At 66.5% G+C, this 23701-nt stretch carries 19 protein-coding genes; 12 read left to right on the top strand and 7 right to left on the bottom strand.

Annotation, left to right across the window (positions count from 1 at the left end):
- Position 1 precedes the first annotated feature (1 nt).
- Together AC4D6D_RS14145 and rhaI are read left to right on the top strand one after the other, a co-directional pair.
- Positions 2-2113 carry a bifunctional rhamnulose-1-phosphate aldolase/short-chain dehydrogenase gene (locus AC4D6D_RS14145; RefSeq protein WP_491325792.1) on the top strand — a complete coding sequence of 704 codons (2112 nt, stop codon included), beginning with the start codon at positions 2-4 and terminating at the stop codon, positions 2111-2113.
- Positions 2114-2177: 64 nt separating this feature from the next.
- Positions 2178-3470, top strand: a complete 1293-nt coding sequence (rhaI, locus tag AC4D6D_RS14140) for an L-rhamnose catabolism isomerase (RefSeq protein ID WP_491325791.1) — start codon at positions 2178-2180, stop codon at positions 3468-3470.
- 83 nt (positions 3471-3553) lie between these two features.
- On the opposite strand, the gene AC4D6D_RS14135 is transcribed toward rhaI, so the two are convergent.
- Positions 3554-4480: a helix-turn-helix domain-containing protein gene (locus tag AC4D6D_RS14135; protein ID WP_491325790.1), complete on the bottom strand. Its 927-nt coding sequence runs from the start codon at positions 4478-4480 to the stop codon at positions 3554-3556.
- A 152-nt stretch (positions 4481-4632) separates the two neighbouring features.
- Here AC4D6D_RS14135 and pobA point away from each other — a divergent pair, with 152 nt between their 5' ends.
- From pobA to mdoH, 5 genes are all read left to right on the top strand, one after another.
- Positions 4633-5802, top strand: a complete 1170-nt coding sequence (gene pobA, locus AC4D6D_RS14130) for a 4-hydroxybenzoate 3-monooxygenase (protein ID WP_147218769.1) — start codon at positions 4633-4635, stop codon at positions 5800-5802.
- 420 nt (positions 5803-6222) lie between these two features.
- Positions 6223-7407, top strand: a complete 1185-nt coding sequence (locus tag AC4D6D_RS14125; RefSeq protein WP_491325789.1) for a TolC family protein — start codon at positions 6223-6225, stop codon at positions 7405-7407.
- The gene (locus tag AC4D6D_RS14120) at positions 7400-8575 is read left to right on the top strand and encodes an efflux RND transporter periplasmic adaptor subunit (RefSeq protein WP_491325788.1); all 1176 of its coding nucleotides are present in this window, start codon (positions 7400-7402) and stop codon (positions 8573-8575) included. The genes AC4D6D_RS14125 and AC4D6D_RS14120 overlap by 8 nt, the downstream gene beginning before the upstream one ends.
- Before the next feature lie 96 nt (positions 8576-8671).
- Positions 8672-10237, top strand: coding sequence for an OpgD/OpgG family glucan biosynthesis protein (locus tag AC4D6D_RS14115; RefSeq protein ID WP_491325787.1), 1566 nt, complete (start codon positions 8672-8674; stop codon positions 10235-10237).
- Complete coding sequence (gene mdoH / locus AC4D6D_RS14110) at positions 10234-12054, top strand: glucans biosynthesis glucosyltransferase MdoH (protein ID WP_491325786.1); 1821 nt, start codon at positions 10234-10236, stop codon at positions 12052-12054. The genes AC4D6D_RS14115 and mdoH overlap by 4 nt, the downstream gene beginning before the upstream one ends.
- A gap of 1 nt (position 12055) precedes the next feature.
- Here the strand turns inward: mdoH and AC4D6D_RS14105 are convergent, their stop codons facing one another.
- The gene (locus AC4D6D_RS14105; protein WP_491325785.1) at positions 12056-12952 is read right to left on the bottom strand and encodes a LysR substrate-binding domain-containing protein; all 897 of its coding nucleotides are present in this window, start codon (positions 12950-12952) and stop codon (positions 12056-12058) included.
- Between the two features lie 87 nt (positions 12953-13039).
- Here AC4D6D_RS14105 and AC4D6D_RS14100 point away from each other — a divergent pair, with 87 nt between their 5' ends.
- Positions 13040-14152, top strand: coding sequence for an S-(hydroxymethyl)glutathione dehydrogenase/class III alcohol dehydrogenase (locus tag AC4D6D_RS14100; RefSeq protein ID WP_491325784.1), 1113 nt, complete (start codon positions 13040-13042; stop codon positions 14150-14152).
- On the top strand, positions 14152-14982 hold the full coding sequence (fghA, locus tag AC4D6D_RS14095; protein WP_491325783.1) for an S-formylglutathione hydrolase: 831 nt from the start codon (positions 14152-14154) through the stop codon (positions 14980-14982). The genes AC4D6D_RS14100 and fghA overlap by 1 nt, the downstream gene beginning before the upstream one ends.
- Before the next feature lie 200 nt (positions 14983-15182).
- Here fghA and AC4D6D_RS14090 read toward each other — a convergent pair whose 3' ends face one another.
- The 5 genes from AC4D6D_RS14090 to AC4D6D_RS14070 form a co-directional block, all read right to left on the bottom strand.
- A complete protein-coding gene (locus AC4D6D_RS14090) occupies positions 15183-16058 on the bottom strand; it encodes an amidohydrolase family protein (protein WP_491325782.1) in 876 nt (291 codons plus the stop codon).
- On the bottom strand, positions 16051-16725 hold the full coding sequence (gene ligK / locus AC4D6D_RS14085) for a 4-carboxy-4-hydroxy-2-oxoadipate aldolase/oxaloacetate decarboxylase (RefSeq protein ID WP_491325781.1): 675 nt from the start codon (positions 16723-16725) through the stop codon (positions 16051-16053). The genes AC4D6D_RS14090 and ligK overlap by 8 nt, the downstream gene beginning before the upstream one ends.
- A gap of 89 nt (positions 16726-16814) precedes the next feature.
- The gene (locus tag AC4D6D_RS14080; RefSeq protein WP_491325780.1) at positions 16815-17255 is read right to left on the bottom strand and encodes a group II truncated hemoglobin; all 441 of its coding nucleotides are present in this window, start codon (positions 17253-17255) and stop codon (positions 16815-16817) included.
- A 40-nt stretch (positions 17256-17295) separates the two neighbouring features.
- Positions 17296-17925 (bottom strand): L,D-transpeptidase family protein, encoded by a 630-nt coding sequence (locus AC4D6D_RS14075; RefSeq protein WP_491325779.1) that lies wholly within the window; start codon positions 17923-17925, stop codon positions 17296-17298.
- Positions 17926-18208: 283 nt separating this feature from the next.
- Complete coding sequence (locus AC4D6D_RS14070) at positions 18209-18865, bottom strand: TetR/AcrR family transcriptional regulator (RefSeq protein WP_491325778.1); 657 nt, start codon at positions 18863-18865, stop codon at positions 18209-18211.
- A gap of 113 nt (positions 18866-18978) precedes the next feature.
- Here AC4D6D_RS14070 and AC4D6D_RS14065 point away from each other — a divergent pair, with 113 nt between their 5' ends.
- The 3 genes from AC4D6D_RS14065 to AC4D6D_RS14055 all read left to right on the top strand — a co-directional run bounded on the left by AC4D6D_RS14065 (position 18979) and on the right by AC4D6D_RS14055 (position 23599).
- Positions 18979-21351 carry a TonB-dependent receptor gene (locus AC4D6D_RS14065; protein WP_491325777.1) on the top strand — a complete coding sequence of 791 codons (2373 nt, stop codon included), beginning with the start codon at positions 18979-18981 and terminating at the stop codon, positions 21349-21351.
- A 78-nt stretch (positions 21352-21429) separates the two neighbouring features.
- The gene (locus AC4D6D_RS14060) at positions 21430-22311 is read left to right on the top strand and encodes an alpha/beta fold hydrolase (RefSeq protein WP_491325776.1); all 882 of its coding nucleotides are present in this window, start codon (positions 21430-21432) and stop codon (positions 22309-22311) included.
- A 28-nt stretch (positions 22312-22339) separates the two neighbouring features.
- The gene (locus AC4D6D_RS14055) at positions 22340-23599 is read left to right on the top strand and encodes a spinster family MFS transporter (protein WP_491325775.1); all 1260 of its coding nucleotides are present in this window, start codon (positions 22340-22342) and stop codon (positions 23597-23599) included.
- The last annotated feature ends 102 nt before the right edge of the window (positions 23600-23701 follow it).

Genomic DNA, 23701 nt, shown 5'->3' with positions numbered 1-23701 from the left:
TATGGATACCATGACCGCTTCCCGCACGGCTGCGCTGCCTTTTGCCGTTCCCTCCAGTCGCTGGGACGATTCGCTGGCCGCGACGCTCTCCCCGGAACAACTGCTGCTCTACCGTTCGAACCTGCTGGGATCGGACCTGACTGTCACCAACTTCGGCGGCGGCAATACTTCGGCCAAGCTGACGGAAGTGGACCCGCTGACCGGCGGTGAAGTGGAAGTGCTCTGGGTGAAGGGTTCGGGCGGCGACATCGGCTCGATGAAGCTCGACGGTTTCGCCACGCTCTATCAGGAAAAGCTGCTCGGCCTCGAAGCGCACTATGCCGGGCCGGAAGACGACGACAAGATGGTCGGTTACCTGCCGCACTGCACGTTCAACCTGAACGCGCGGGCTGCCTCGATCGATACGCCGCTGCACTCGCTGCTGCCTTTCGCGCATGTCGATCACGTCCATCCGGACGCGATCATCGCGCTCGCGGCCAGTTCGGGCGGCGAAGCGGCGACGCAGGAAATCTGGGGCGGCAAGATCGGCTGGCTCGGCTGGAAGCGTCCCGGCTACACGCTCGGCGTCCAGCTTCGCGATTACGTCGCGGCCAATCCGGGCGTCGAGGGCGTCATGCTCGCAGGGCACGGCATCATCTGCTGGGCCGACAGCGCCAAGTCCTGCTACGAGCACACCGTCGAGCTGATCGCCGATGCCGCGAAGTACCTCAACGCAAAGCTGGGTGAAAAGCCGGCGTTCGGCGGCGCCGCTTACGGCACTTCCGAGGACCGCGCCGCCATCGCCGCCGACCTGATGCCGCGCCTGCGCGGGCTGATGACTGGCGCGCGCCGCAAGGTCGGTCACTTCTCGGACGACGCCGAGGCGCTGGAATTCGTGAACTCGGTGGAGTTCGAACGTCTCGCCGGTCTCGGCACTTCGTGCCCCGATCACTTCCTGCGCACCAAGATCGCTCCCCTGACCCTCGACCCTTCGCGTCTTCAGGACCAGGACTATCTGGCTCAGAAGATTGCCGATTATCGCGACATGTATGCAGCCTATTACGAGCGCTGCAAGCGTCCGAACTCGCCTGCGATGCGCGACGCCAACCCGGTGGTCGTGCTGGTGCCGGGCGTGGGCCGCATGACCTTCGCCACCGACAAGACCACCGCCCGTCTCGCCGGGGAATTCTACGGCAACGCCATCAACGTGATGCGCGGCGCCGAAGCCATCGGCGACTACATCGCGCTCGACGAGCAGGAAGCGTTCGACATCGAATACTGGCTGCTTGAGGAAGCCAAGCTCCAGCGCATGCCCGCACCCAAGCCGCTCGTCGGCCGCGTGGCGCTCGTCACCGGTGGTGCGGGCGGCATCGGTGCCGCCACTGCCGCGCGCCTGATGGCGGACGGCGCCTGCGTGTTGCTCGCGGATCGTGACGCCAATGCCGTGGAAGAAGTGCGCGCCGGGTTCGCCAAGCAGTTCGGCAAGGACGTGGTCCGCGCCGCCGTCTGCGACGTGACCGACGAAGCGCAAGTCTCCGAAGCTTTCGCCGTGGCCGCGCGCGAATTCGGCGGGCTCGATATTCTGGTCGCCAATGCAGGTATCGCCTCCTCGGCACCGATCGAGGAGACCACGATCGAACTGTGGAGCCGCAATTACGACGTGCTGGCGCAGGGCTACTTCCTCACCAGCCGCGCTGCGTGGCCGCTGTTGAAGGGCATGAAGGAGCAGGGCGGCACTTCGGTCGTCTTCATCGGCTCGAAGAACGGCGTGGCCGCAGCCACCAATGCCTCGGCCTATGCTTCGGCCAAGGCAGCGGCGAACCACCTTGCGCGCTGTCTGGCGCTGGAAGGCGCGCCCCACGGTATCCGCGTCAACGTCGTCAACCCCGATGCGGTCATCAAGGGCAGTAAGATCTGGGACGGCGACTGGCGCAAGGAACGCGCGGGCGCCCACGGCATCGACACCGGCAAGGAATTGGAAGAGCACTACCGCCAGCGCTCGATGCTGAAGCGCGACGTGCTACCTTCGGACATTGCCGAGGCGGTCTATTTCCTCGCGGGCGACCAGTCGGCGAAATCCACCGGCAACATGATTAATGTCGATGCGGGCAACGCACAGGCATTCACGCGCTGATAAGGGATGTTATCGGGGAACGCGCGAACCGGCGCGTCCCCCGAACGGGCAAGAGGATAGAAGAATGAGCAGACTGCCGATTTCCGACGAGCTGATCGCCGAAGCCAACGCCCGCGCGGCGGACGCGCTGGAGGACGAATACGCCTCGCTCGGCCGCAAGCTGGAGCGTTCGGGCATCGCCATCGATGCGATCAAGGACAAGGTCGCGGCCTTCTCGGTCGCCGTGCCTTCGTGGGGCGCGGGGCGCGGCGGCACCCGCTTCGCCAAGTTCCCGATCGCGGGCGAGCCGACCAACATCCATGAAAAGCTGGAAGACTGCGCCGTCATCAACCAGCTTTCGCGCCTGACCCCGCGCGTCTCGCCGCATTTCCCGTGGGACAAGGTGAGCGATTACAAGGCGCTGCGCGAGGAAGCGGCCAGCCTTGGCCTCGGCTTCGATGCGGTGAACTCCAACACCTTCCAGGACCAGAAGGATCAGGCCCACTCTTACTCCACTGGTTCGCTCTCTTCGACCATCGAAGCCACGCGCCAGCAGGCGGTGGAGCACAACATCGAATGCATCGAGATTGGCCAGCAGCTCGGCTCCACCGACCTGACCGTCTGGGTGGGGGACGGCACCAACTTCCCCGGCCAGCAGGACCTTGGCCGCAGCCTCGACCGCTATCTGGATGCCGCTGCACAGGTCTATGCCGCGCTGCCCGACGACTGGCGGATGCTGCTGGAACACAAGATGTTCGAACCGGCGTTCTACTCCACCGTGATCAGCGACTGGGGTTCCTCGATCCTCGCCGCGCAGGAACTCGGCCCCAAGGCCAAGTGCCTCGTCGATCTCGGTCATCACGCGCCGAACGTGAACATCGAGCAGATCGTCGCCCGCCTCCACCGCTTCGGCAAGCTGGGCGGCTTCCACTTCAACGACAGCAAGTACGGCGACGACGATCTCGATTCGGGCTCGATCAACCCGCACCAGCTGTTCCTGGTGTTCAACGAACTGGTCGAGGCGGAACTGGCCCCGCGTGACGGGTTCAAGCCCAGCTACATGATCGACCAGTCGCACAACGTGACCGATCCGATCGAATCCATGCTGTCCTCCGCCGAAGCGATCGGTTCGTGCTATGCCAAGGCCCTGTTGGTCGACCGCGAGGCGCTGCATCTTTCGCAGGAAGCCAACGACACGATGATGGCCTTCCAGGCGCTGCGCCGGGCCTACAATGTCGATGTCACGCCGATCCTGGCCAAGGCGCGCGTCGAGGCGGGCGGCGCGGCGGACGTGCTGGGCGTCTATCGCGAAAGCCGCTGGCGCGACCGCAAGGCGCAGGAACGCAAGGCCGTGGGCCTCGGAGCCGGGATCGTCTGAGGCTTCCCAATACCTGAAAATACCGCCGGGAAGGGCAAGTGCCCTCCCGGCACTCGCGCAGAAGCAGGCACGGGCCTCTGCCGCTACAGCCCTCCCCGTGGCGGGAAGGGCGGGTTATCGGAAACTTCTGCCGTGTGCGCATGGGTGGACTTGTCCAGATGCGGCCGATGGCCTGTCATCCGCAGGTAGAACCGCGAGAAGTACGAGGGATCGGAAAACCCGAGTTCGTTCGAGACCTGCACCACGCTGGCATTGGCGAAGCACAGCAGTCGCTGTGCCTCCAGCGCGAGCCGCGCGTGGAGCAGTTCCTGCGGTGAGCAGTCCAGCTTCGCGCGGCACAGGCGGGTCAGCGTGCGCGTTGTCATGCCCAGCCGCTCGGCGTACCAGTTCACCGGCAACTGGTCGCGAAAGTGCAGTTCGACAAGATGGCGGAGGTGCGAGATGCGCTGGTCGCCGCTGCCGTCGTCCGCAGCCTCCTCCTCGGGCAACAGCGAGCGCAGCAGTGCTTCCGCCATGGACAGGAACAGCGCGTTCGGACGCCGCCAGTCCTGCGGAATGGCGAGCATCTCCGCGCAGAGGAATTCGATCCGCTTGAGTATGTCCACCGGCGTCGGCGCGAAGCGGCCATGGGTGGCGGCGTGGAGCAGGGGGTCGCCCAGCCCGCGGCGGCGCTCAGTCAACCTGCTGCGTCGCTCCGCGAAACCGCTGCTGAGCATCAGCACGTAGCCCAGCGTCTCCGGCCGGAAGCGGAAGCCGTGGATGCTGCCCGCCGGAATCACGATGTGGCAGGGCGCCTCCAGTGTCTCGGTCGTATCGTCGATGGTGAGTGTTACCTGTCCCTTCGATACCAGCATGACCTGCACGCCGCGAACATGGCGATGCGGGGCGATTTCCCAGTCATGCAAGGAACTTCGTGCGGCGATTGTCTCTATATGGCCGAATTCCGGAGAGCTGTCCGGAATATCCTCGCCATAGAGGACATAGGAAGGGACGGGCCGGGCAAGTGTCATGCGTGTCTCGAAAGTACCGGAAGAATGGCCGTCCGGTGCATTCCGCCAGACCGCGCGCGGTGTCAATCCCAAGGGCGAAGCGAGGCTCCCCGGCAAGTCGGCCATAAGGTCGAAGAGCGAGCCCGCAGGTTTGGAATTGGGAGAATGCGAAAATGCGCACGCAAGTAGCCATCATCGGTGCCGGTCCGGCCGGTCTTCTTCTCGGGCACATGCTCCGCGCCGAGGGCATCGATTGCGTCGTCGTCGAGCGTCAGACCGGCGAATACGTCCTTTCCCGCATCCGTGCGGGCGTGCTGGAGCAGGGCACCGTCGCCCTGATGGAGCGCCTCGGCCTCGACGCGCGCATGAAGGCAGAGGGCCTGCCACACGACGGCTTTAACCTCGCCGACGGCGAGCGCCTGATCCGTATCGACATCAAGGCGCTGACCGGCAAGCAGGTCATGGTCTACGGCCAGACCGAACTCACCCGCGACCTGATGGAAGCGAGCGCGGAACGCGGCCTCGAAGTGATCTATCAAGCGGCGGATGTCGCCCTCCACGACATCGAAAGCGACGCGCCCTTCGTCACCTATACGAAAGACGGCGCCGAGCACCGCATCGACGCGCGCTTCATCGTCGGCTGCGACGGCTTCCACGGCCCCTCGCGTGCAGCGGTCCCGGCCAGCGTCGGCCAGACCTTCGAGCGCGTCTATCCCTTCGGCTGGCTCGGCATCCTCGCCGACGTGCCCCCCTGCAACCACGAACTGATCTACGCTCACCACGAACGCGGCTTCGCGCTCGCCTCGCAGCGCAGCCACACCCGTAGCCGCTACTACATCGACGTGCCGCTGACCGAAAAGCTGGAAGACTGGAGCGACGAGCGCATCTGGGACGAACTCTCGATCCGCCTCGGCCCCGACGCCGCCGCCCATATCACGCGCGGCCCGTCCATCGAGAAGTCGATTGCCCCGCTGCGCTCCTTCGTGTTCGAACCGATGCGCCACGGCAGCCTGCTGCTCTGCGGCGACGCCGCGCACATCGTTCCGCCGACCGGCGCCAAGGGCCTGAACCTCGCCGCGAGCGACGTCTACTACGCCCATGAAGCGCTGACCGCCTTCTTCAAGAACGCCGACAACGACGCGATTCCGGCCTATTCGACCAAGGCCCTGCGCCGGGTCTGGGCGGCGGAGCGCTTCAGTTGGTCGCTGACCAAGCTGATGCACCGCTTCCCCGAAGACGGCCCGTTCGAGCGCCGGATGCAGCTGGCGGAACTCGATTACATTGCGTCGAGCGAACATGCGCGGCGGGTTATTGCCGAGAATTACGTGGGGTTGCCGGTTTAAGAACAAGAGGAAGTCCTGGGGCCCTTCGACAAGCTCAGGAGATCCCCCAGCCCCTCGGAATGTCAGCGTCGCGCGCGACCTATCCGGTGCGCGCTCCTTGCGGCGCAGCCAACCAATAGGTCTCCCGACGCAGTTATGGGCGCGCAACGGCGTTGGTCCGCGTGACCTAGACAGTATCGGGGGTGCAGGGGGTCTATGATCCCCTGCTTTTTCTTTTTCTTTTCGACACCCTCGGCGCTCCCATGCGTTTCGGCACCGTTCGACCGGAATGCAGCGAGGGGATGACGGAACATGGATCGGGAAGCGGCCGGTGGCCAGCAGGCGGCCGTGGGTACGTTTTTCGTCACCCCGGCAAGAACTTGGGGTCTTCGCATGCGCAGCACGATTGCCTCTGCGCGCTTTGCTGCTATCGCAGCCGATGTGCGAAATCTTGTTGTCATCCGCCGCGCAAGCGGTCCCCTGGCGCTGGCGCTTGCCTGCGCGTTGGCCGGGTGTGCCACGACCAAGGCGCCTGAAACCCATGCCAGCCTGACAATCGCCCCGCCGGTAGCCGCGCCGCAGGACGGCGACTGGTGGAAGGCGGCGGGCGATCCGTTGCTGGCCAATCTCATCGAGCGCGGACTTGCCGCGGACAACGATCTCGCCTGCCGCGCCGCCCGTCTGCACGAGCAGGAGGAGACGGACGCGGCGGCGTCGCGACGTCTGTCGGGCAAAGTCCGCGCGCTGGTCGGCAAGGACGAGGCGCCGGAGCGCGATGCTGCGCGCATGGCCTGGGCCTATGCCTATGCGCAGGCGCGCGCCGACCGGGCGGCCGAAGTGGCGCTGGCCTATGTGCAGGTGCGCCGTCTTCAGCAGATTTTGGGGCTGCGGACCCAGCGGCTCGACCAGTTCCGCGACAATGCGGTGATTGCCGAGTTCCGCCGTCAGGCCGGTCTCGTCACTGCGATCGACGGAGGGCTTGGCAATAGCATGGCGGGCGTGGTCGATGCGGATGTCGCCGCCACCCGCGCGCGTTACGATGCCGCGCGGGCTGCACTTTCGGCGCTGACGGGGATGAGCGACACCGATCTGCTCACTGCGCTGGGCGAGAAGGCGGACATTCCCGTTTTTGCCGTCGATGGGCCTGCGCAATTGCACCGCGCCGATCTTCTGGCGCTGCGTAGCCGTCTCGAATCCAGCCTCGCGCATGATAAAGTGACGCAGGCGCAGCTCGATGCCGCTCTGGCCGCACCCGAAGACCCGACGCCGCCGCAGGCGCTGCGCGATGCCTTGCAGAAGCTGGCGAAGGCGGATGAAGGCGCGCGCGCCGAAGTCGCCTCGACCCGCGAGGCGCTTGCCGCGTTCGACAAGCGCGAGGCCGCGCTGGCGGATACCGCCGCCCAGGCGAAGCGCGCCGTGACCGACGCGCGCGCGGCCTATCGGGCGGGCTTCGGCGATTTCGCGACGCTCTATGTCGCCGAAGCGGCGGCGCTGGCGGCCGAGGAAGCGCGCGTCGGCATGAAGGCCGACCGTGCGGCGATGACCGTTCGCCTGCACAAGCAGGAAGGCGCCGGTTGGTCGGCCGCCGATCTCGATCCGCCGATGGGGGCAGCGACCTGTGACTGACGCCGAATCGGGGGCACTCGATACATTCCTGGGGTTCGGAAAACGACGGGGCCGGGGGCACTTGCTCAGCTGGCTGCTGCTGGCGCTGGCCGCGGTCGCCTCGGTGATGTTGCTGGTGCGGTTCCTGAGCGGGACGGATTCGCCTTACTACACCGCTCTGGTCGAGCGCGGCGATGTGGTGCCGCTGATATCGGAGCAGGGGACGATCCACGGCAGCGGCGAAGTCGGGCTGACGGCGACGCTGGACGGCACCGTCACCGCGGAAGGTGTTCCGGCGGGTGGGCGCGTGGAGGAAGGGCAGATACTCGCCACCATCGATGCCGAGCCGCTGCGCAGCACGCTTTCTGCAGACCGTTCGCTGGTTTCGGCGGCGGAATCGGAGCTTGCCGCGGCGCGGGCGTCGCGGGATGAGGCGGCGGCTAAGCTGGGCCGGTTCGAGGATGTCTGGCGGCGTTCCGGGCACCGAGTCCCGGCGGTCAACGAATTGGAAAGCGCCCGCAGCGCCGTCGATCGGGCGACGCGTGAGGTCGCGGCGGCGCAGGCGCGGCTGGCGGCGGCGCAGAGCGGTCTCAAGGCCGATAGCGAGAAGCTGGCTGCCGCCGTCGTGCGCGCGCCTTTCGCGGGCTTCGTGGTGGATCGCAACATCAGCACCGGACAGCGCGTGCGCGCCGGGATGCGGCTGTTCACGCTGGCCGCCAGCGACGAAACGCTGGAGATCGAGATTCCGCTGGCCAAGGCGGGCGACGCCGAGATCGGCACCGGCACCGTGGCCCGCGTAAGGCTGGATGCCATGCCGGATGCCGTGCAGCAGGCCAAGCTGGCCCGTGTGCTCCTGGACCGCGCCGATGCGCCGGGATCGCGCCGCGCCGCTTTCGCGCTGGAAAATCCGGCGGAAACGGTCCGTCCGGGCATGGCCGCCACGGTCGAGATCGCCTTGCCCGCGCGCAAGGGCGTGATGCTGGTGCCGGATTCCGCGCTCACGTTTGATCCGGAGAACTCGGCCGACCGCAGCCGGGCGCGCATTTATCTCGTTTCGCCGGACGGAGAGCCGCGCCGCGTCTATGTTTCGACGGGCGCAGGCGACGGCAAACGCACGGAAGTCTTCGCCAACGACCTCAAGCCCGGTGACGAAGTGATCATCGGCTGGCGCAATCCGCCTGCCCGGTAACAGGGGCGGTGATCGCGCCCGACAATAGAAGGACCCTTCAGGCGCAACGAAACTTTGGTTTCGTCTATGCGTATTGACCGCATGAACCGAACGAACATGAGGGGCGAGAGCCCGGATACGGCTGTCGAAGCCGATCTTCCCGTCTCGCAGCGAGCGCTCGCCCGGCGCGAATTTTCGGGCCTTCTGGCCCTGATGGCCGGGCTTGCCGCTTTTCCGCGCATGGCCGAGGCCGCCGTGCAGCCGAAATTCTCTGCGCCCACGCCGTTTTCCTGGGATACGCTGGTCCAGCAGGCGCGCGCGCTTGCCGGGCGTCCCTGGGCCGAACCGACAATTTCGCCCCATGCCGCCGCCGATTTCGATGCGGCGGGCAGGCTGACGTACGGGCAGGCGCAGGCGCTCGGCGGCAATGTCCGCCTATTCCCGACGACGCGCGGCACGTCGCCCCATGCCGTGAAGCTCCACCTCGTGGAGAACGGCGCGGCGCGCGAGCTTGTCGATGCGCGGGGTCTCTTCGTGGGCGGCAAGCAGGGCGATCCGGCGGGGTTCCGGGTCATGACCGCCGACCAGCATTCGGACTGGATGGCCTATCTCGGCGCTTCCTATTTCCGCGCTTCCGGCTCACGCGACCAGTACGGCCTTTCTGCGCGCGGCATCGCCGTCGACACCGCGCTGCCCAAGGCGGAGGAGTTCCCCGCTTTCACCGAGTTCTGGATCGAGAACCTCGGCGGCGACCATGTCCGCATCCACGCGCTGCTGGACGGGCCGAGCCTGACCGGCGCCTATGCCTTCGACTGCCGTAAGGGTGCAGCGGGCGTGACGCAGGACGTGCGCGCGGCGCTGTTCTTCCGCCGCGACATCGAGCGCCTCGGCGCCGCGCCGATCACCAGCATGTTCTGGTACGACCAGTCGGATCCCGCCAGGCGCACCGACTGGCGCCCGGAAATCCACGATTCCGACGGTCTCGCCCTGTGGCCGGGCAGCGGCGAGCGCATCTGGATGCCGCTTTCCAACCCGCCCGTGAACCGCACCAATGCCTTGCGCGCGGATCATGTGAAGGCCTTCGGGCTGCTCCAGCGCGACCAGACTTTCGACCACTATCAGGACGACGGCGCCTTCTACGACCGCCGCCCTTCGCTCTGGGTCGAGCCGCAGGGGGACTGGGGCACGGGCACGGTCATGCTCTACCGCATGCCGACCGATGCCGAGACGCAGGACAATATCGCCGCCTTCTGGGTGTCGGACCAGCCCGCCAAGGCCGGGCAGAGCCGCGAGTTTTCCTATCGCCTCACCTGGGCTTCACAGGACCCCAGCGCCGGTACGGCGGCGCGCTGCGTGGACAGCTGGCAGGGCCGGGCCGGGCGACCGGGCGACACGCCGACTTCGCAGGAAGCGCGAAAGTTCGTGTTCGATTTCGAAGGGCCGGCGCTGAAGGGCCTTACACGAGATAGCGGGGTGACTGCGGCGACCAACTTGCCGCCAAACGCGCTGCTCCATTCCGCCGCCTATCCGGTGGCCGGGCAGGAAGGCCGCTGGCGGGTAACGCTGGACGTGTTGCCCTCGGCTGTGCCTTCGCCCGAATTCAGGTTATATATGAAGCGGGCCAGTAAATCGGAGGGCGACCAAGCGCTCAGCGAGACGGTGATCCAGGGAATTCAGCCATGAACCGCGCCCTCAACCCGCTTCCGGCGGAAGCGCCGCTGGCGATGCCGATCCAGGACCTCGACGGTATCGCGCCGGGCACGATCGCCGTCGCCACCAGCCCGCACGGCATGCTGGTGAAGCGCCTGCTGCTGATCGCGCTGACTGCCACGATCGGCCTTGCCGCGTCGAGCGAGGTGCGCTTTGCCCTGTCGCGCGACGGTCTCGGCGTGATCGATGTGATCCTGCTGCTGTTCTTCGTGCCGCTGTTCTGCTGGATTTCGTTCGGCTTCGTCACTTCGACGATCGGCTTCCTCCAGCTCATCAGCGGCAAGCACCCCGGCTTCACCGCGATTCCCAGTCCGGCCTCCTCGCTGCGGCACCGGACCGCAGTGCTCATGCCGGTCTACAACGAGAGCGTCGAGGCGACCTTCGGCCGGGTGCGGGCGATGACCAATTCCATTGCGGCCTCCGGCGCGGCGGAGTGGATCGACTTCTTCGTGCTCAGCGATTCCAACGCCTTCCACGGCAAGCGCGAGGAAGCCGCCTGGCGCGAGATCGCCGCCGAGGCGCCGATCAACGTCTATTACCGCCGCCGCGAGAAGAACATCGCGCGCAAGCCCGGCAATATCGCCGAATGGGTCCAGCGCTTCGGCGGCGCTTACGAGAACATGCTGATCCTCGACGCCGACTCGCTAATGAGTGGCGACGCCATCGTCGGCATGGCGGCGATCATGGAGGAGCGGCCCTCGATCGGCCTGCTCCAGACCGTGCCGATGATCATCAATGCCAAGACGGTGTTCCAGCGCTGGATGCGCTTCGCCAGCGAGGCCTACGGGCCGATCGCCTCGGCGGGGCTGCTCTGGTGGTCGGGCGCGGAATCGAACTTCTGGGGCCATAACGCCATCGTCCGCACCCGCGCCTTCGCCGAGGCCTGCGGTCTGCCGGAACTGCCCGGAAAACCGCCTTTCGGCGGGCATATCCTCAGCCATGACATGCTCGAATCCGCGCTGCTGCGCCGCCGCGGCTGGGCCGTCCACATGGTGATGATCGACGGCAGCTACGAGGAATTCCCGCCCACCATCGTCGATCACGCGATCCGCGACCGGCGCTGGATGCAGGGTAATCTCCAGCATCTGCGCCTGCTCGACGCCTCGGGCCTGCACTGGGCGAGCCGCCTGCACCTGCTGATCGGTGCCTCCGCCTATCTGACCTCGCCGGGCTGGCTCCTGCTGCTCATCACCTCGATCGCGCAGGCCGCCGCCAGCAAGGGCGGGCAGATTCTGGGCGTGGTGACGCCGCCGAGCGTGCTCTGGCTCACCGTGCTGCTGCTGTTCGGGCCGAAAGCGATGGGCACGATCTGGGTCCTCGCCGACAGGACGCGGCGTCGCAGCTTCGGGGGCTTCAGCGGCGTGCTGCGCACGGTCGCGCTGGAAGTACCGCTGGCGATCCTGTTGGCGCCGGTGACGATGGTCATGCAGGTCAAGGCGCTGGTCGGCCTGGCGCTGGGTATTCCTGTGCACTGGAACACCCAGGACCGCGACGCCCGCCGCATTTCGGTGCGCGAGGTGCTGCCCGACCTCAAGGAGCACATCGCGCTCGGCCTGCTCTTCGCGGCGACGGTGTTCATCGATCCGGTGACGGCGCTGTGGCTCTCGCCGCTGACCCTGGGCCTGCTTGCCTCGCCCTGGCTGATCAGCCTGACGTCGAGCCAGCAGATCGGCGAGCGGGCCGAGCGACACGGCTACTTCCGCGTGCCTGCGCCGACGATCGACGACCCGGTCGAGCATGCCAACGACGATGTGGAAGAGGGCGGTACGCCGCCGCTGGTGATCGGTTGATTTAGGCACTCGCCTCCGCCAGCCGCGCGGGCAGGTTGGCGCGCAAATGCGCCACCAGCGCCCCGACTTTGGGCGAGAGATGCCGCCGCTGCGGATAGACTGCCCAGATCGGCTCCTCCTCCGGCGCCAGTTCCGCCAAGACCGGCTCCAGCCGCCCCGCCGCGACGTGATCGCCTAGGTAGAAGGCGGGCAACTGGCATAGCCCCATGCCCGCCAGCGCCGCTTCCAGCAGGGCATTGCCGCTGTTGCAACGCCAGCGGCCTTGCGGACGGAAGGTCTTGCCGCCGGTGAAATGCCACTGCGCCGCCGAACCGACGAGGCATTCGTGATGCCTGAGGTCCCCGAGGTCCTGCGGCCGTCCATGCGCATCGAGGTAGGCGGGCGAGGCCAGCGTCACCAGCGCCCGGCTTGCCACGCGCGTCGCCACCAGTCGGGAATCGTCGAGATGCCCGGTGCGGATGGCCAGATCGTACCCCGCCGCGATGAGGTCCACGAGTGCATTGTCGAGGTCCAGCGTCACCGAGATCGCCGGATAGGCCTGCGACAGTTCGCGCACCAGCGGCGCCACGAACTTCTCGCCCAGCGCATAGGAACAGGTGACGCGCAGATGCCCGCGCGGCTCGCCTTGCGAGGTGATGGCGGCGATCGCCTCGTCCCGCTCCTCGATCAGGCGGCGGCAGGTTTCGAGGAAGATCTGGCCCGTTTCCGTCAGCCGCAGGGTGCGCGTCGTGCGCAGCATCAGCTGGACCTGCAGCCGCGTTTCCAGCCGCGCCAGCGCTCGGCTCATATGCGTGACGCTGGCGCCATAGGCCTCCGCCGCCAAGGTGAAGCTGCCGTGTCGAGCGACCATCACGAATTCCTCGATCCCGTCCCACTGGCCGAGCATGATTTTCCCCATATGGTGATAATACTTTTCAGAAACGTCGCTTTATCACAGAACTCGCCGGTCCTACAAAGCGCGCCAGCAGTTCAAGGAGCATACCCCATGAAGACCCGCGCCGCCGTTGCCTTCGAGGCGAAGAAGCCGCTCGAAATCGTCGAACTCGATCTTGAAGGCCCCAAGGCGGGCGAAGTCCTTGTCGAGATCATGGCCACCGGCATCTGCCACACCGATGCCTACACGCTGGACGGTCTCGACAGCGAAGGCATCTTCCCCTCCGTGCTCGGCCACGAAGGCGCGGGCATCGTGCGCGAAGTGGGCGCGGGCGTCACCTCGGTGGTGCCGGGCGACCACGTGATCCCGCTCTACACCCCGGAATGCCGCCAGTGTAAGTCGTGCCTCTCGGGCAAGACCAACCTCTGCACCGCGATCCGCGCCACGCAAGGGCGGGGCCTGATGCCGGACGGCACCACGCGCTTTTCCTACAAGAGCCAGCCGATCTACCACTACATGGGCTGCTCGACCTTCTCGAACTTCACCGTGCTGCCCGAGATCGCGGTCGCCAAGATCCGTGAAGACGCGCCGTTCCAGTCCTCTTGCTACATCGGTTGCGGTGTCACCACCGGCGTCGGCGCGGTCATCAACACCGCCAAGGTGCAGGTGGGCGACAACGTCGTGGTCTTCGGCCTTGGCGGCATCGGCCTCAACGTGATCCAGGGTGCTCGCCTTGCCGGCGCCAACAAGATCATCGGCGTGGACATCAACCCGGACCGCGAGGAATGGGGCCGCCGCTTCGGCATGACCGACTTCCTCAACACCAAGGGCATGAGCCGCGAGGACGTGGTCGCCAAGATTGTGCTGATGACCGATGGCGGCGCGGACTATACCTTCGACGCAACCGGCAATACCGAAGTGATGCGCACCGCGCTGGAAGCCTGCCATCGCGGCTGGGGCACCTCGATCGTGATCGGCGTGGCCGAAGCGGGCAAGACCATCGAGACGCGCCCGTTCCAGCTCGTCACCGGCCGTAACTGGCGCGGCACCGCGTTCGGCGGCGCCAAGGGCCGTACCGATGTGCCCAAGATCGTCGACATGTACATGACCGGCAAGATCGAGATCGACCCGATGATCACCCACGTCATGGGCCTCGAAGAGATCAACACCGCCTTCGATCTGATGCACGAAGGCAAGTCGATCCGTTCGGTCGTCGTCTACTGATGGAGACGGTCTCTACCAACCGGGCTTTCGGCGGGGTGCAGGGTGTCTACACCCACGCCTCCGCCGAGACCGGCACGCCGATGACCTTTTCGGTCTTCGTGCCGGATCATGCGCCGGGCACGAAGCTGCCGGTGCTGTGGTATCTCTCGGGCCTCACCTGCACCCATGCCAACGTCACCGAAAAGGGTGAGTTCCGCCGCGCCTGCGCAGAGCATGGCGTGATCTTCGTCGCGCCGGATACATCTCCGCGCGGCGACGATGTGTCGGACGACGAAGGCTACGACTTCGGCAAGGGCGCGGGCTTCTACGTCGATGCGACGGAGGCGCCGTGGAGCGCCAACTTCCGCATGCGCTCCTACATCGAGACCGAGCTTCCCGCCGTGATCGGCGAGCACTTCCCCGCCGACATGGCGCGGCAGGGCATCACCGGCCATTCGATGGGCGGCCACGGCGCGCTGACGATCGCGCTGCGCGATCCTAGTCGGTTCCGCTCGGTCAGCGCCTTTGCGCCGATCGTCTCGCCGCTGAACTGCCCCTGGGGCGAGAAGGCACTGACGGGCTATATCGGCGCGGACCGTGCGGCATGGCGCGAATACGACGCCTGCGCGCTGATCGAGGACGGCGCGCGTCTGCCGGACCTGCTGGTCGATCAGGGCACGGCCGACGGCTTCCTCGAAGGGCAGCTCAAGACGCATCTGCTGGAAGAGGCTTGCGCCAAGGCCGGACAGCCTGCGACGATCCGGATGCAGGAGGGGTACGATCACTCGTACTACTTCATCTCGACGTTCATGGCCGAGCATGTCGGCTGGCATGCGGAGCGGTTGAAGTAACAAGAGGAAGACCCGGGGGATGATCCCCCGGACCCTCGGAATGTCTGCGTTGCGCGCGACCTTATCCGTAGTGCGCTCCTTGCGGCGCAGCCAATAAGTCTCCCGGCGCTGCCATGAGCGCGGAACGGTGCTGGTCCGCGTGACCTATACGGTATTGGGGGTGCAGGGGGGCTATGCTCCCCTGCTTTTCCCTTTAACCTTTAAAGCTCTTCCGGCCAGTAAAGCCGCATCGGATTGGTCACCAGCAGCTTCTGCTGAAGCTCCGCCGTGGGCGCGATACGAGGGATCATGTCCACGAGGTGGCCGTCGTCCGGAATGTTGTCCTGCATGTTCGGGTGCGGCCAGTCGGTGCCCCAGATCACGCGGTCCGGGTAGTCCGCCACCAGCGGCGCGACCGCTTCGGCGAACTTGTCCCACGGGTCATTCGTCGGGTCGAGACGGTCGGGGCAGGTGGCCTTGAACCAGATATCCTCGCGCGAATCGAGCAGGGAGCGGAACGCCGTCATGTCCATGCCGTCCGGCCCCTGGGTCACGTCCGGGCGGCCCATGTGGTCGATCACGACCGGCACGGGGATCGCGGCGATGAAGGCACGCATTTCCTCGAGGATGTCGGCCTCAAAGTAGATCACGACGTGCCAGCCTTCGGGCAGGCGGCCGGCGACTTCGAGGAACTTGTCCTTCGGTGCATCGTCGACGAGGCGCTTGAGGAAGTTGAAGCGGATACCGCGAATGCCGCCTTCATGCAGCTTCGCGAGGTGCTCGTCCGAGATTGCCGGATCGACCACGGCCACGCCGCGCGCCTTTCCTTCGGACTTGGCAATGGCGTCGAGCGTCGCGGCGTTGTCGGTGCCGTGGCAGCTTGCCTGCACGATGACGTTGCGGGCGAAGCCGAGGTGATCGCGCAGGGCGAAGAGCTTGTCCGGCCCGGCGTCCTCGGGGAGGTACTTGGCCTTGGCGCTGAACGGGAACTCGGCCATCGGGCCGAAGACGTGGCAATGCGCGTCAACGGCGCCAGCGGGCGGCGTGTAGAGCGGCTTGCTCGGGGCCGCGTGCCACGAGGTGATCCGCTCAGACATACTTGAGGCCTTCCTTTTCAAGGCGCTCGCGCATCTTGTACATGTCGAGGCCGAGCACGCCGGCGGCCAGCTTCTCGCGCTTTTCGCCTTCGTTGGCTTCGCGGGCCTGCGCGGCGGCGAGCACTTCGGCGGCCTTTTCGCGGGGGACCACGACCACGCCGTCATCGTCGGCCACGATCACGTCGCCGGGGGTCACGGCGGCATTGGCGCAGACGACCGGCACGTTGACCGAGCCGAGCGTGTTCTTGACGGTGCCCTGTGCGTAGACCGCCTTGGACCAGACCGGGAATTCCATCTCGGTGAGGTCGCGCACGTCGCGCACACCGGCGTCGATGATCAGGCCGCGGCAGCCGCGGGCGATGGCGCTGGTGGCGAGCAGGTCGCCGAAATAGCCGTCCTCACAGGGGCTGGTCGGGGCGAGGAGGAGGATATCGCCTTCCTTGAGCTGCTCGATGGCGACATGGACCATCCAGTTGTCGCCCGGAGGCGCGCTGATGGTCACGGCCGAGCCGGCGATGCGGGCACCGCGATAGATCGGGGTCATGTAGCTGGCGAGAAGGCCGGTGCGGCCCTGGGCTTCATGGACGGTTGCGACGCCGCACTTGGCGAGGCCGTCGATCACCGCGGGGTCGGCCCGCTCGATGTTCTGGACGACGATACCACTCATCACGTGCTCTCCTGCATTATCGGAATTTCAGGCTGTCATTCTAGGCCCGACACCGCAGGAAAGGCGAAGGGGATTGGCCTGAAAGGGTATTAGTTCTGGCTAATCGTGGTCTCGGCGGGGGCCTTGTCGGGGACATTGCGCATCCAGTCGGCGAGGCGGGCCATCGACTCGTCGATGGCGGCGCGGGCCGCTTCGTCGGCCACCGTTTCAGCGAGGGCGCCGCGCATGCAGAGCAGCCAGGCGTCGCGCGCGGCGGAGTCGATCGGCACCCGCATATGGCGCTGGCGCATGCGCGGATGGCCGCGCACCGGCGAAAACAGCGCCGGGCCGCCGAGCCATTCGGAGAGGTAGTCCTTCAGCACCTGTCCCAGCGGGGCGAGGTCTTGCGGGTGCATGGCGCGGATCGTGCGGGCTTCGTCCAACTGGTCCATGCGCGCGTAGAAGCTATCGACGAGGGCGTCGATGGTCGCGGCGCCGCCGATGCGGTCGTATAGGCTGGTCTCGGTCATCGTGGCGGCGTCTTCGGGCATAGCGGCCCCCGGTTCAAGTCCGATCGGTGTTCAAGCCCCGTCAGCCGCCTGCGAGATCGTCGCCCAGGCCCACCTGCTTGCCGCGCGTGATATAGACCTTGTCGCCGATCTTCGTCGTACCGAACAGCTTGGCGGCGAAGTCCACCGGCATGCCCACGCAGCCGTGGCTGGCATAGCCCAATGCGACGTCCGAGCCGTGCAGGGTGATGCCGTCGTTGGTCAGGCGCTGCATGTAGGGCATCGGCGCGCCGGTGTAGATGTTGGAGACGTGGTCCTTGTCCTTCTCGGTGATCGGGAAGACGCCGAGCGGGGTGGGGGTGTCCCCGGTGCCGAGCAGCACCGCGCTCGTGCCGATCTCGTAGCCGCCCCGGAATACCGAGATCACCCGCGCGTCGAGATCGACGGTCATCACGATCGGCCCGGCGGGGACGTTTGCGTCGTCCCAGTGCCAGTCACCGTACTTGATCGCGCCCTCGATCGGCAGGATGCGCTTGATGACGAAAGGTTCGTCCTTGGGTGGCACAGAAGGCTTGGGGGTGGCCTTGACGGGGGCTGCTGCGGCGACCCGGTGCGGGACCGGCGCGGCGGGTTTCGAGGAGGACAGCGCGAAGACGCCGACGATCACGGCAATCGCGAGCACACCGGAGGCGAGCAGGAGGCGGGGGGTCACGGGAAGAAGTGTCCTGTCGGTTCGGCGGATTTCACCAGCCTATCATCGCGCAAGGTTGATGGAATTGCCAGTCCGTCGCCAGCGCTGTCCCGCAGGGGGACTGGCCGGTGGCAAAAGTTAATGTGGAGTGGGGAGGCGCGCCTGACCGTTCAGTCAAAACACTTCGTCATCCCCGCGAAGGCGGGGATCCCGCTTATCTTGCAGCATGGCGAGAGGCCCGAAAAAAGGCAGCGGGGTCCCCGCCTTCGCGGGGACGACGTATAGTTTGTCGTTGGTGCGGCTTTTAATCCTCATCCCCATCCCGCGCGGCGATGCCCTCGCGCAGGATCGAATTCGCCAGCTCGGCCAGGCCCTCCGGCGTGCCCTCATTCGACCAGACCGCATAGCGCAGGCCGAGGAACACGTTCATGCCCATAATCGCCCAGGCATGGGCCTCGCCCAAACCCTCGCGCAGCTCGCCCTTGCGAGTGCCCTCGGCGAGGCGCTCGCGGATGCGGCGGGCGGTCGATTCGTAGTGGATGCGAAAGGCGGCGGGATCGACGAATTCGCTCTCGTCGATGATGCGGTAGATTTCCTTGTGCTCGCGGGCGAAGCGCAGGAAGGCGGTTAGGGCGGCCTGCTCGGTTTCGAGCGCGGGCAGCGGCTCGCGCAGCGCTTCCCGCGCGGCCTGTTTCACTTTGCCGGAGAGGTCGTCCACCAGCGCGCGGAAGATTTCGTCCTTGGAATCGAAGTAGGTATAGAAACTGCCGAGGGCGGTGCCGGCGCGCCGGGTGATCCCGGTTATCGAGGCTTCGTGAAAGCCGTTCTCGCCGAATTCGACGGCGGCGGCATCCAGCAGCTTGCGCAAGGTGCGCCGTCCGCGTTCCGTGCGCGGAACTTTGGCCGAAATCGCGGGCTCCCGCGAGTCTTCCCGATCCTGAGGCGCTTCATCTGTGGTCACAAAGTCACAGCTAGACCCGGATCGCTGTCATGGCAAACCTTCAATATTGAAAGGTGGTTCATGTTTCGATATCGAGAGGGCAACACCAGTAGAGTGTGATGGGAGTTTCAGCGATGCAGAAGGGGCGTTTTCGCAGCATGAGGACCGGCGGCAGGGGGGCAAGCTGCCTCGCGCTGGCCATGAGCCTTGGCTTTACCGCACCGGCTCTGGCCCAGGAGGCCGATCAGCCAGCCGCCACGAATGACGTGAGCACCGGCGAGATCGTCGTCACCGCCCGCCGCCGCGAGGAGCGACTGGTCGACGTGCCGATCGCCGTTACCAGCTTCAGCGGCGAGCAGCTCGCCAAGTCCGGCGCGCTCGACATCACCGATATCGCCCAGTCCACCCCCAACGTGACGCTGGAAGTCTCGCGCGGGACGAACTCCACGCTCTCCGCCTTCATTCGCGGCATCGGCCAACAGGACCCGGTCTCGGGCTTCGAGCAGGGCGTGGGCATCTATCTCGACGATGTCTACCTCAACCGCCCGCAGGCCGCCGTGCTGGATATCTACGACGTCGAGCGCATCGAAGTGCTGCGCGGGCCGCAGGGCACTCTTTACGGCCGCAATACCATCGGCGGTGCGGTGAAGTACGTGACGCGCGAATTGCCCGACCACTTCTCGCTCAAGCTGCGCGGCACTTACGGGACTTACGATCAGGCCGACGGCGTGCTGACGGTCTCGACCCCGATCAGCGATCTCGTGCGCGTCGGCGGCTCGGTAGCGCGGCTGTCGCGCGGGGGCTTCGGCAAGAACCTGACGACCGGCGAAGACAACTACAACAAGGATATCTGGGCCGGGCGCGGCACCGTGGAGATCGGCGGCAAGGGCCAGCCGGTGCTGATCCGCATCTCCGGCGACTATACGCGGGACAAGTCGAATTCGCGCGGCGGTCACCGGCTGATCCCCGGCATGGTCTCGGGCACGCCGGTGCTGGACGACGTGTTCGACAGCCAGGGCGGCCTCGACGATCCCCGACAGGACGTGAAGGCCTACGGCTTTGCGATCAATGCCAGCGCCGAACTCAGCGACGCCCTGACGTTCCGCTCGATCAGCGCCTGGCGCAAGGACAAGAGCGCCTCGCCGATCGACTTCGATGCGCTGCCCGCCGTCGATGTCGACGTTCCGGCATTCTACAATAACGAGCAGGTCAGCCAGGAATTCCAGCTGCTCTACGACAATAGCAGCTGGTTCCAGGGCATGATCGGCGCTTATTATCTCGGCGCCAAGGCGGACACCGCCTTCGACGTGCGCCTCTTCACCACCGTCAATGGCCTTACCGCCTATACCCAGGCCGATGTCGATACCAGCACCTGGGCGGTCTTCGGCGACTTCACCTTCGACTTTACCGACCAGCTCAGCCTTGCGGTCGGCGGGCGCTATACCTGGGACGAGCGCAAGGCCGAGATCCTGCGCCAGAACTATCTCGGCGGCGGGTCCCCGGTCTTCGGCGGCCTCGGCGTGCCGTTCGGGGCGCCGAGCACGGACTTCTCCGGCAAGGCGGTGTTCAAGAAGTTCACCCCGCGCGCCTCGCTCAGCTTCAAGCCGACGCCGGACCACAATCTCTACGCCAGCTTCTCGCAAGGCTTCAAGGGCGGCGGCTTCGACCCGCGCGGCGTCGGCGTGAACGCCCCGGCGGCGACTCCCGGCCGTCCGACCGATGCCGAAGTCAGCGACTATCTGAGCTTCAAGCCGGAATCGGTGGACAGCTACGAAGTCGGCTACAAGGGCAACCTGTTCGGCGGCGGTCTCTACGTGGCGCTGGCCGCGTTCCACATGGACTACAAGGACGTGCAGATCCCCGGATCGGCGGGCTGCACGGTGAACGGCCTGCCGACCTTCTGCGGCGTCATCACCAATGCCGGCAAAGTGAAGATCGACGGCATCGAGTTCGAGGCCAATGCCCGCCTTGCGCAGAACCTCGCGGCTGCGGGAGACCGCCTGAACCTCTCCGGCTCGCTCGGCTACATCAATGCGCGCTACAAGGAATATATAACCCAGGTCCCGGGCCAGGGCCCGGTGGACGTAGCCGATTTCCGCAAGGTCCAGAACACCCCGAAGTGGAACGGCAGCGCGACCCTGGCCTATACCGCTCCGGTCGGCGAGGGCGACGTCTCGTTCAACACCACGGTCTCCTACCGCGGCAAGACCTACCAGTTCGAGGTCCCGAACCCCTATATCGACCAGAAGGGCTATGCCCTGCTCGATGCCAGCCTCGTCTACACCGCGCCGGGCGGGCGCTGGAGTCTCGGCGTCCACGGCAAGAACATCCTCGACAAGGAATACAAGACTTCGGGCTATACCTTCATCGGCGCCGACCCGGTGACGGGAGCGATCCTGCGCAATGCCGGTGGCGGCCTGATCCCGACGCTCGGCCGCGAGGGCACGCTGACCGCGTTCTACGGCAATCCGCGCCAGGTCTTCGTCACCGGGACGCTGGAATTCTGATCACGCCGGACGGGTCTCATCCGGGGAAGGTGAGGCCCGTCATCCGGTCTCTTGCGGGCCGAAAGGACAATGCTCGCCATGAAATATCGCCTCCATCGCTACCGCAGCGCCTGCGGGAGGCTCGATCTCGCCGCGCGCGAATATCCGGCAGGAGAGGCTGGGGCGCCGGTCCTGCTGATGATGCACGGCCTCACCCGCAATTCCGCAGATTTCGAGCCGCTCGCGGCGCATCTGGCGGGCCGCTACCGGTTGATCGTGCCGGACCAGCGCGGGCGGGGGCTGTCAGAATGGGACCCGGACCCGGCGCAGTATCGGCCTGACGTCTATGCGCAGGACATGCTGGTGCTGCTGGACGGCCTCGGCATTGCCCGGGCCTGCCTGATCGGCACCTCGATGGGCGGGTTGATGGCCATGGTGATGAACGCGCTCCGGCCGGACCTCGCCAGCGGCTTCGTGTTCAACGACATCGGCCCGGTGCTCGATCCCGCCGGTCTGGCGCGTATCCAGGGCTATGTCGGGCCGGGCGCGGTCATGGCCTCGTGGCGGGAGGCGGCGGCGCGGTGTCGGGCGGTCAACGCGGCGGCCTTTCCGGATTTCGGCGAAGCGGACTGGCTGGCCTTCGCGCGGCGCACCTGCCGGGAAAACGCGGACGGGACCCTTTCCTTCGCCTACGATCCGGCGATCGCGAAGAGCATTTCTGGCGATGCGCCGCAGACGGTGCCGCTCGATCTCTGGCCCTTGTGGGACCTCCTGGACGCGGCGCCGGTGCTGGTCGTGCGCGGGGCGCTGTCCGACCTCCTCTCCGCCGAGACGGTGCGGGAAATGGCGGGGCGCCACGCCGGGTTCTTCTCGGCCGTGGAGGTTCCCCGCGTGGGCCATGCGCCGATCCTCGACGAATTGCCCGCCGTGGCGGCGATTTCCGCCTTCCTGAAAGAGCATATGTCGTTATCTCGGACCTGATCCGGAACGACGCAACGGGGCGAACAGAATGCGTGACGAAAAAGTGGCCGGATCGAGATCGCCCCGGCTGGTGCTGGCGATGCTGCTGCTGGTCTATATCTTCAACTTCGTGGACCGCCAGATTCTCGCGATCCTGGCCGCGCCGATCCAGCAGGAACTGAGCCTCGACGATGCGCAGATGGGCATGCTGGGCGGACTGGCCTTCGCGATGCTCTATTCGACGCTCGGCGTACCGCTGGCTTGGCTGGCCGACCGCACCAGCCGCTCCTGGGTCATCACCGGTTCGCTGGTGGTCTGGAGCCTGTTCACCGCGCTTTGCGGCGCGGCGACCGGGTTCTGGCACATCTTCCTCGCGCGGCTCGGCGTCGGCGTGGGGGAGGCGGGCGGCGTCGCCCCGTCCTATGCGGTGATCGGCGACCATTTCCCCAGCGAGCGGCGGGCTTTCGCGCTTTCGGTCTATTCGCTGGGTATTCCGCTCGGCTCGGCGGCGGGCGTGCTGGCGGGCGGCTATGTCGCGGCGCGGGTGGACTGGCGCGCGGCCTTCGTCGCCGTGGGCCTCGCCGGACTGCTGATCGCGCCGCTGTTCAAGCTGGTGGTGAAGGACAAGCCGCGCCCGGTAACGGCAGCACCCACGATCCGCTTCGGCGAAGTCGCGGCGCTGCTCGCCCGCAAGCGCGCGTTCTGGCTGCTGAGCTTCGGCGCCGCCTCCAGTTCGATGCTGGGCTATGGCCTCGCCTTCTGGCTGCCGAGCCTGCTCCAGCGCAGCTTCAAGCTCGATCTGGTCGAGACGTCGTGGTTCATCGGCGCGGTCCTGCTGATCGGCGGGACCGTGGGCGTGCTGATGGGCGGACTGCTCGCCGACCGCCTCGGCAAGGCCGACCGCGCCTGGTATGGCCGGGTTCCGGCCATGGCCTATGTCGTCGCCGTGCCGCTCTTCGCGGGCGGAATCTGGACCTCCAGCGTGCCGCTCGCCTTCCTGCTGTTCCTGGTGCCGCAAGCGCTGGCCTATGTCTGGCTGGGGCCGGTGACGAGCGCGGTCCAGCACCTCGTCGAACCGCCCGCGCGGGCGACGGCCTCGGCGCTGTTCCTGCTCATCAACAACCTGATCGGCCTCGGCGGCGGCATCTATGCGCTCGGCGCGCTGTCGAAGGGGCTGACGCCGGTCTACGGAGCGGAATCGCTGCGCTACTCCATGCTGTTCGGACTGGTCCTCTACCTGCTGGCGGCGCTCCTGATGAGCCTCGCCGGTCCGGCTCTGCGCCGCGAATGGGTTGCGGAGCGTACCTAGTCATCGCGCCGAATCCTCATGACGAACGGGGGCGTATCAGGGAGACATTGCGCCGCCCCCGGCAATTGCCGATAGGAGGTGTTTGAACCATCAGACACTTCC

This window comes from Novosphingobium sp. BF6, from assembly GCF_058273105.1.
This window is presented reverse-complemented; position numbering and strand designations above follow the sequence as displayed.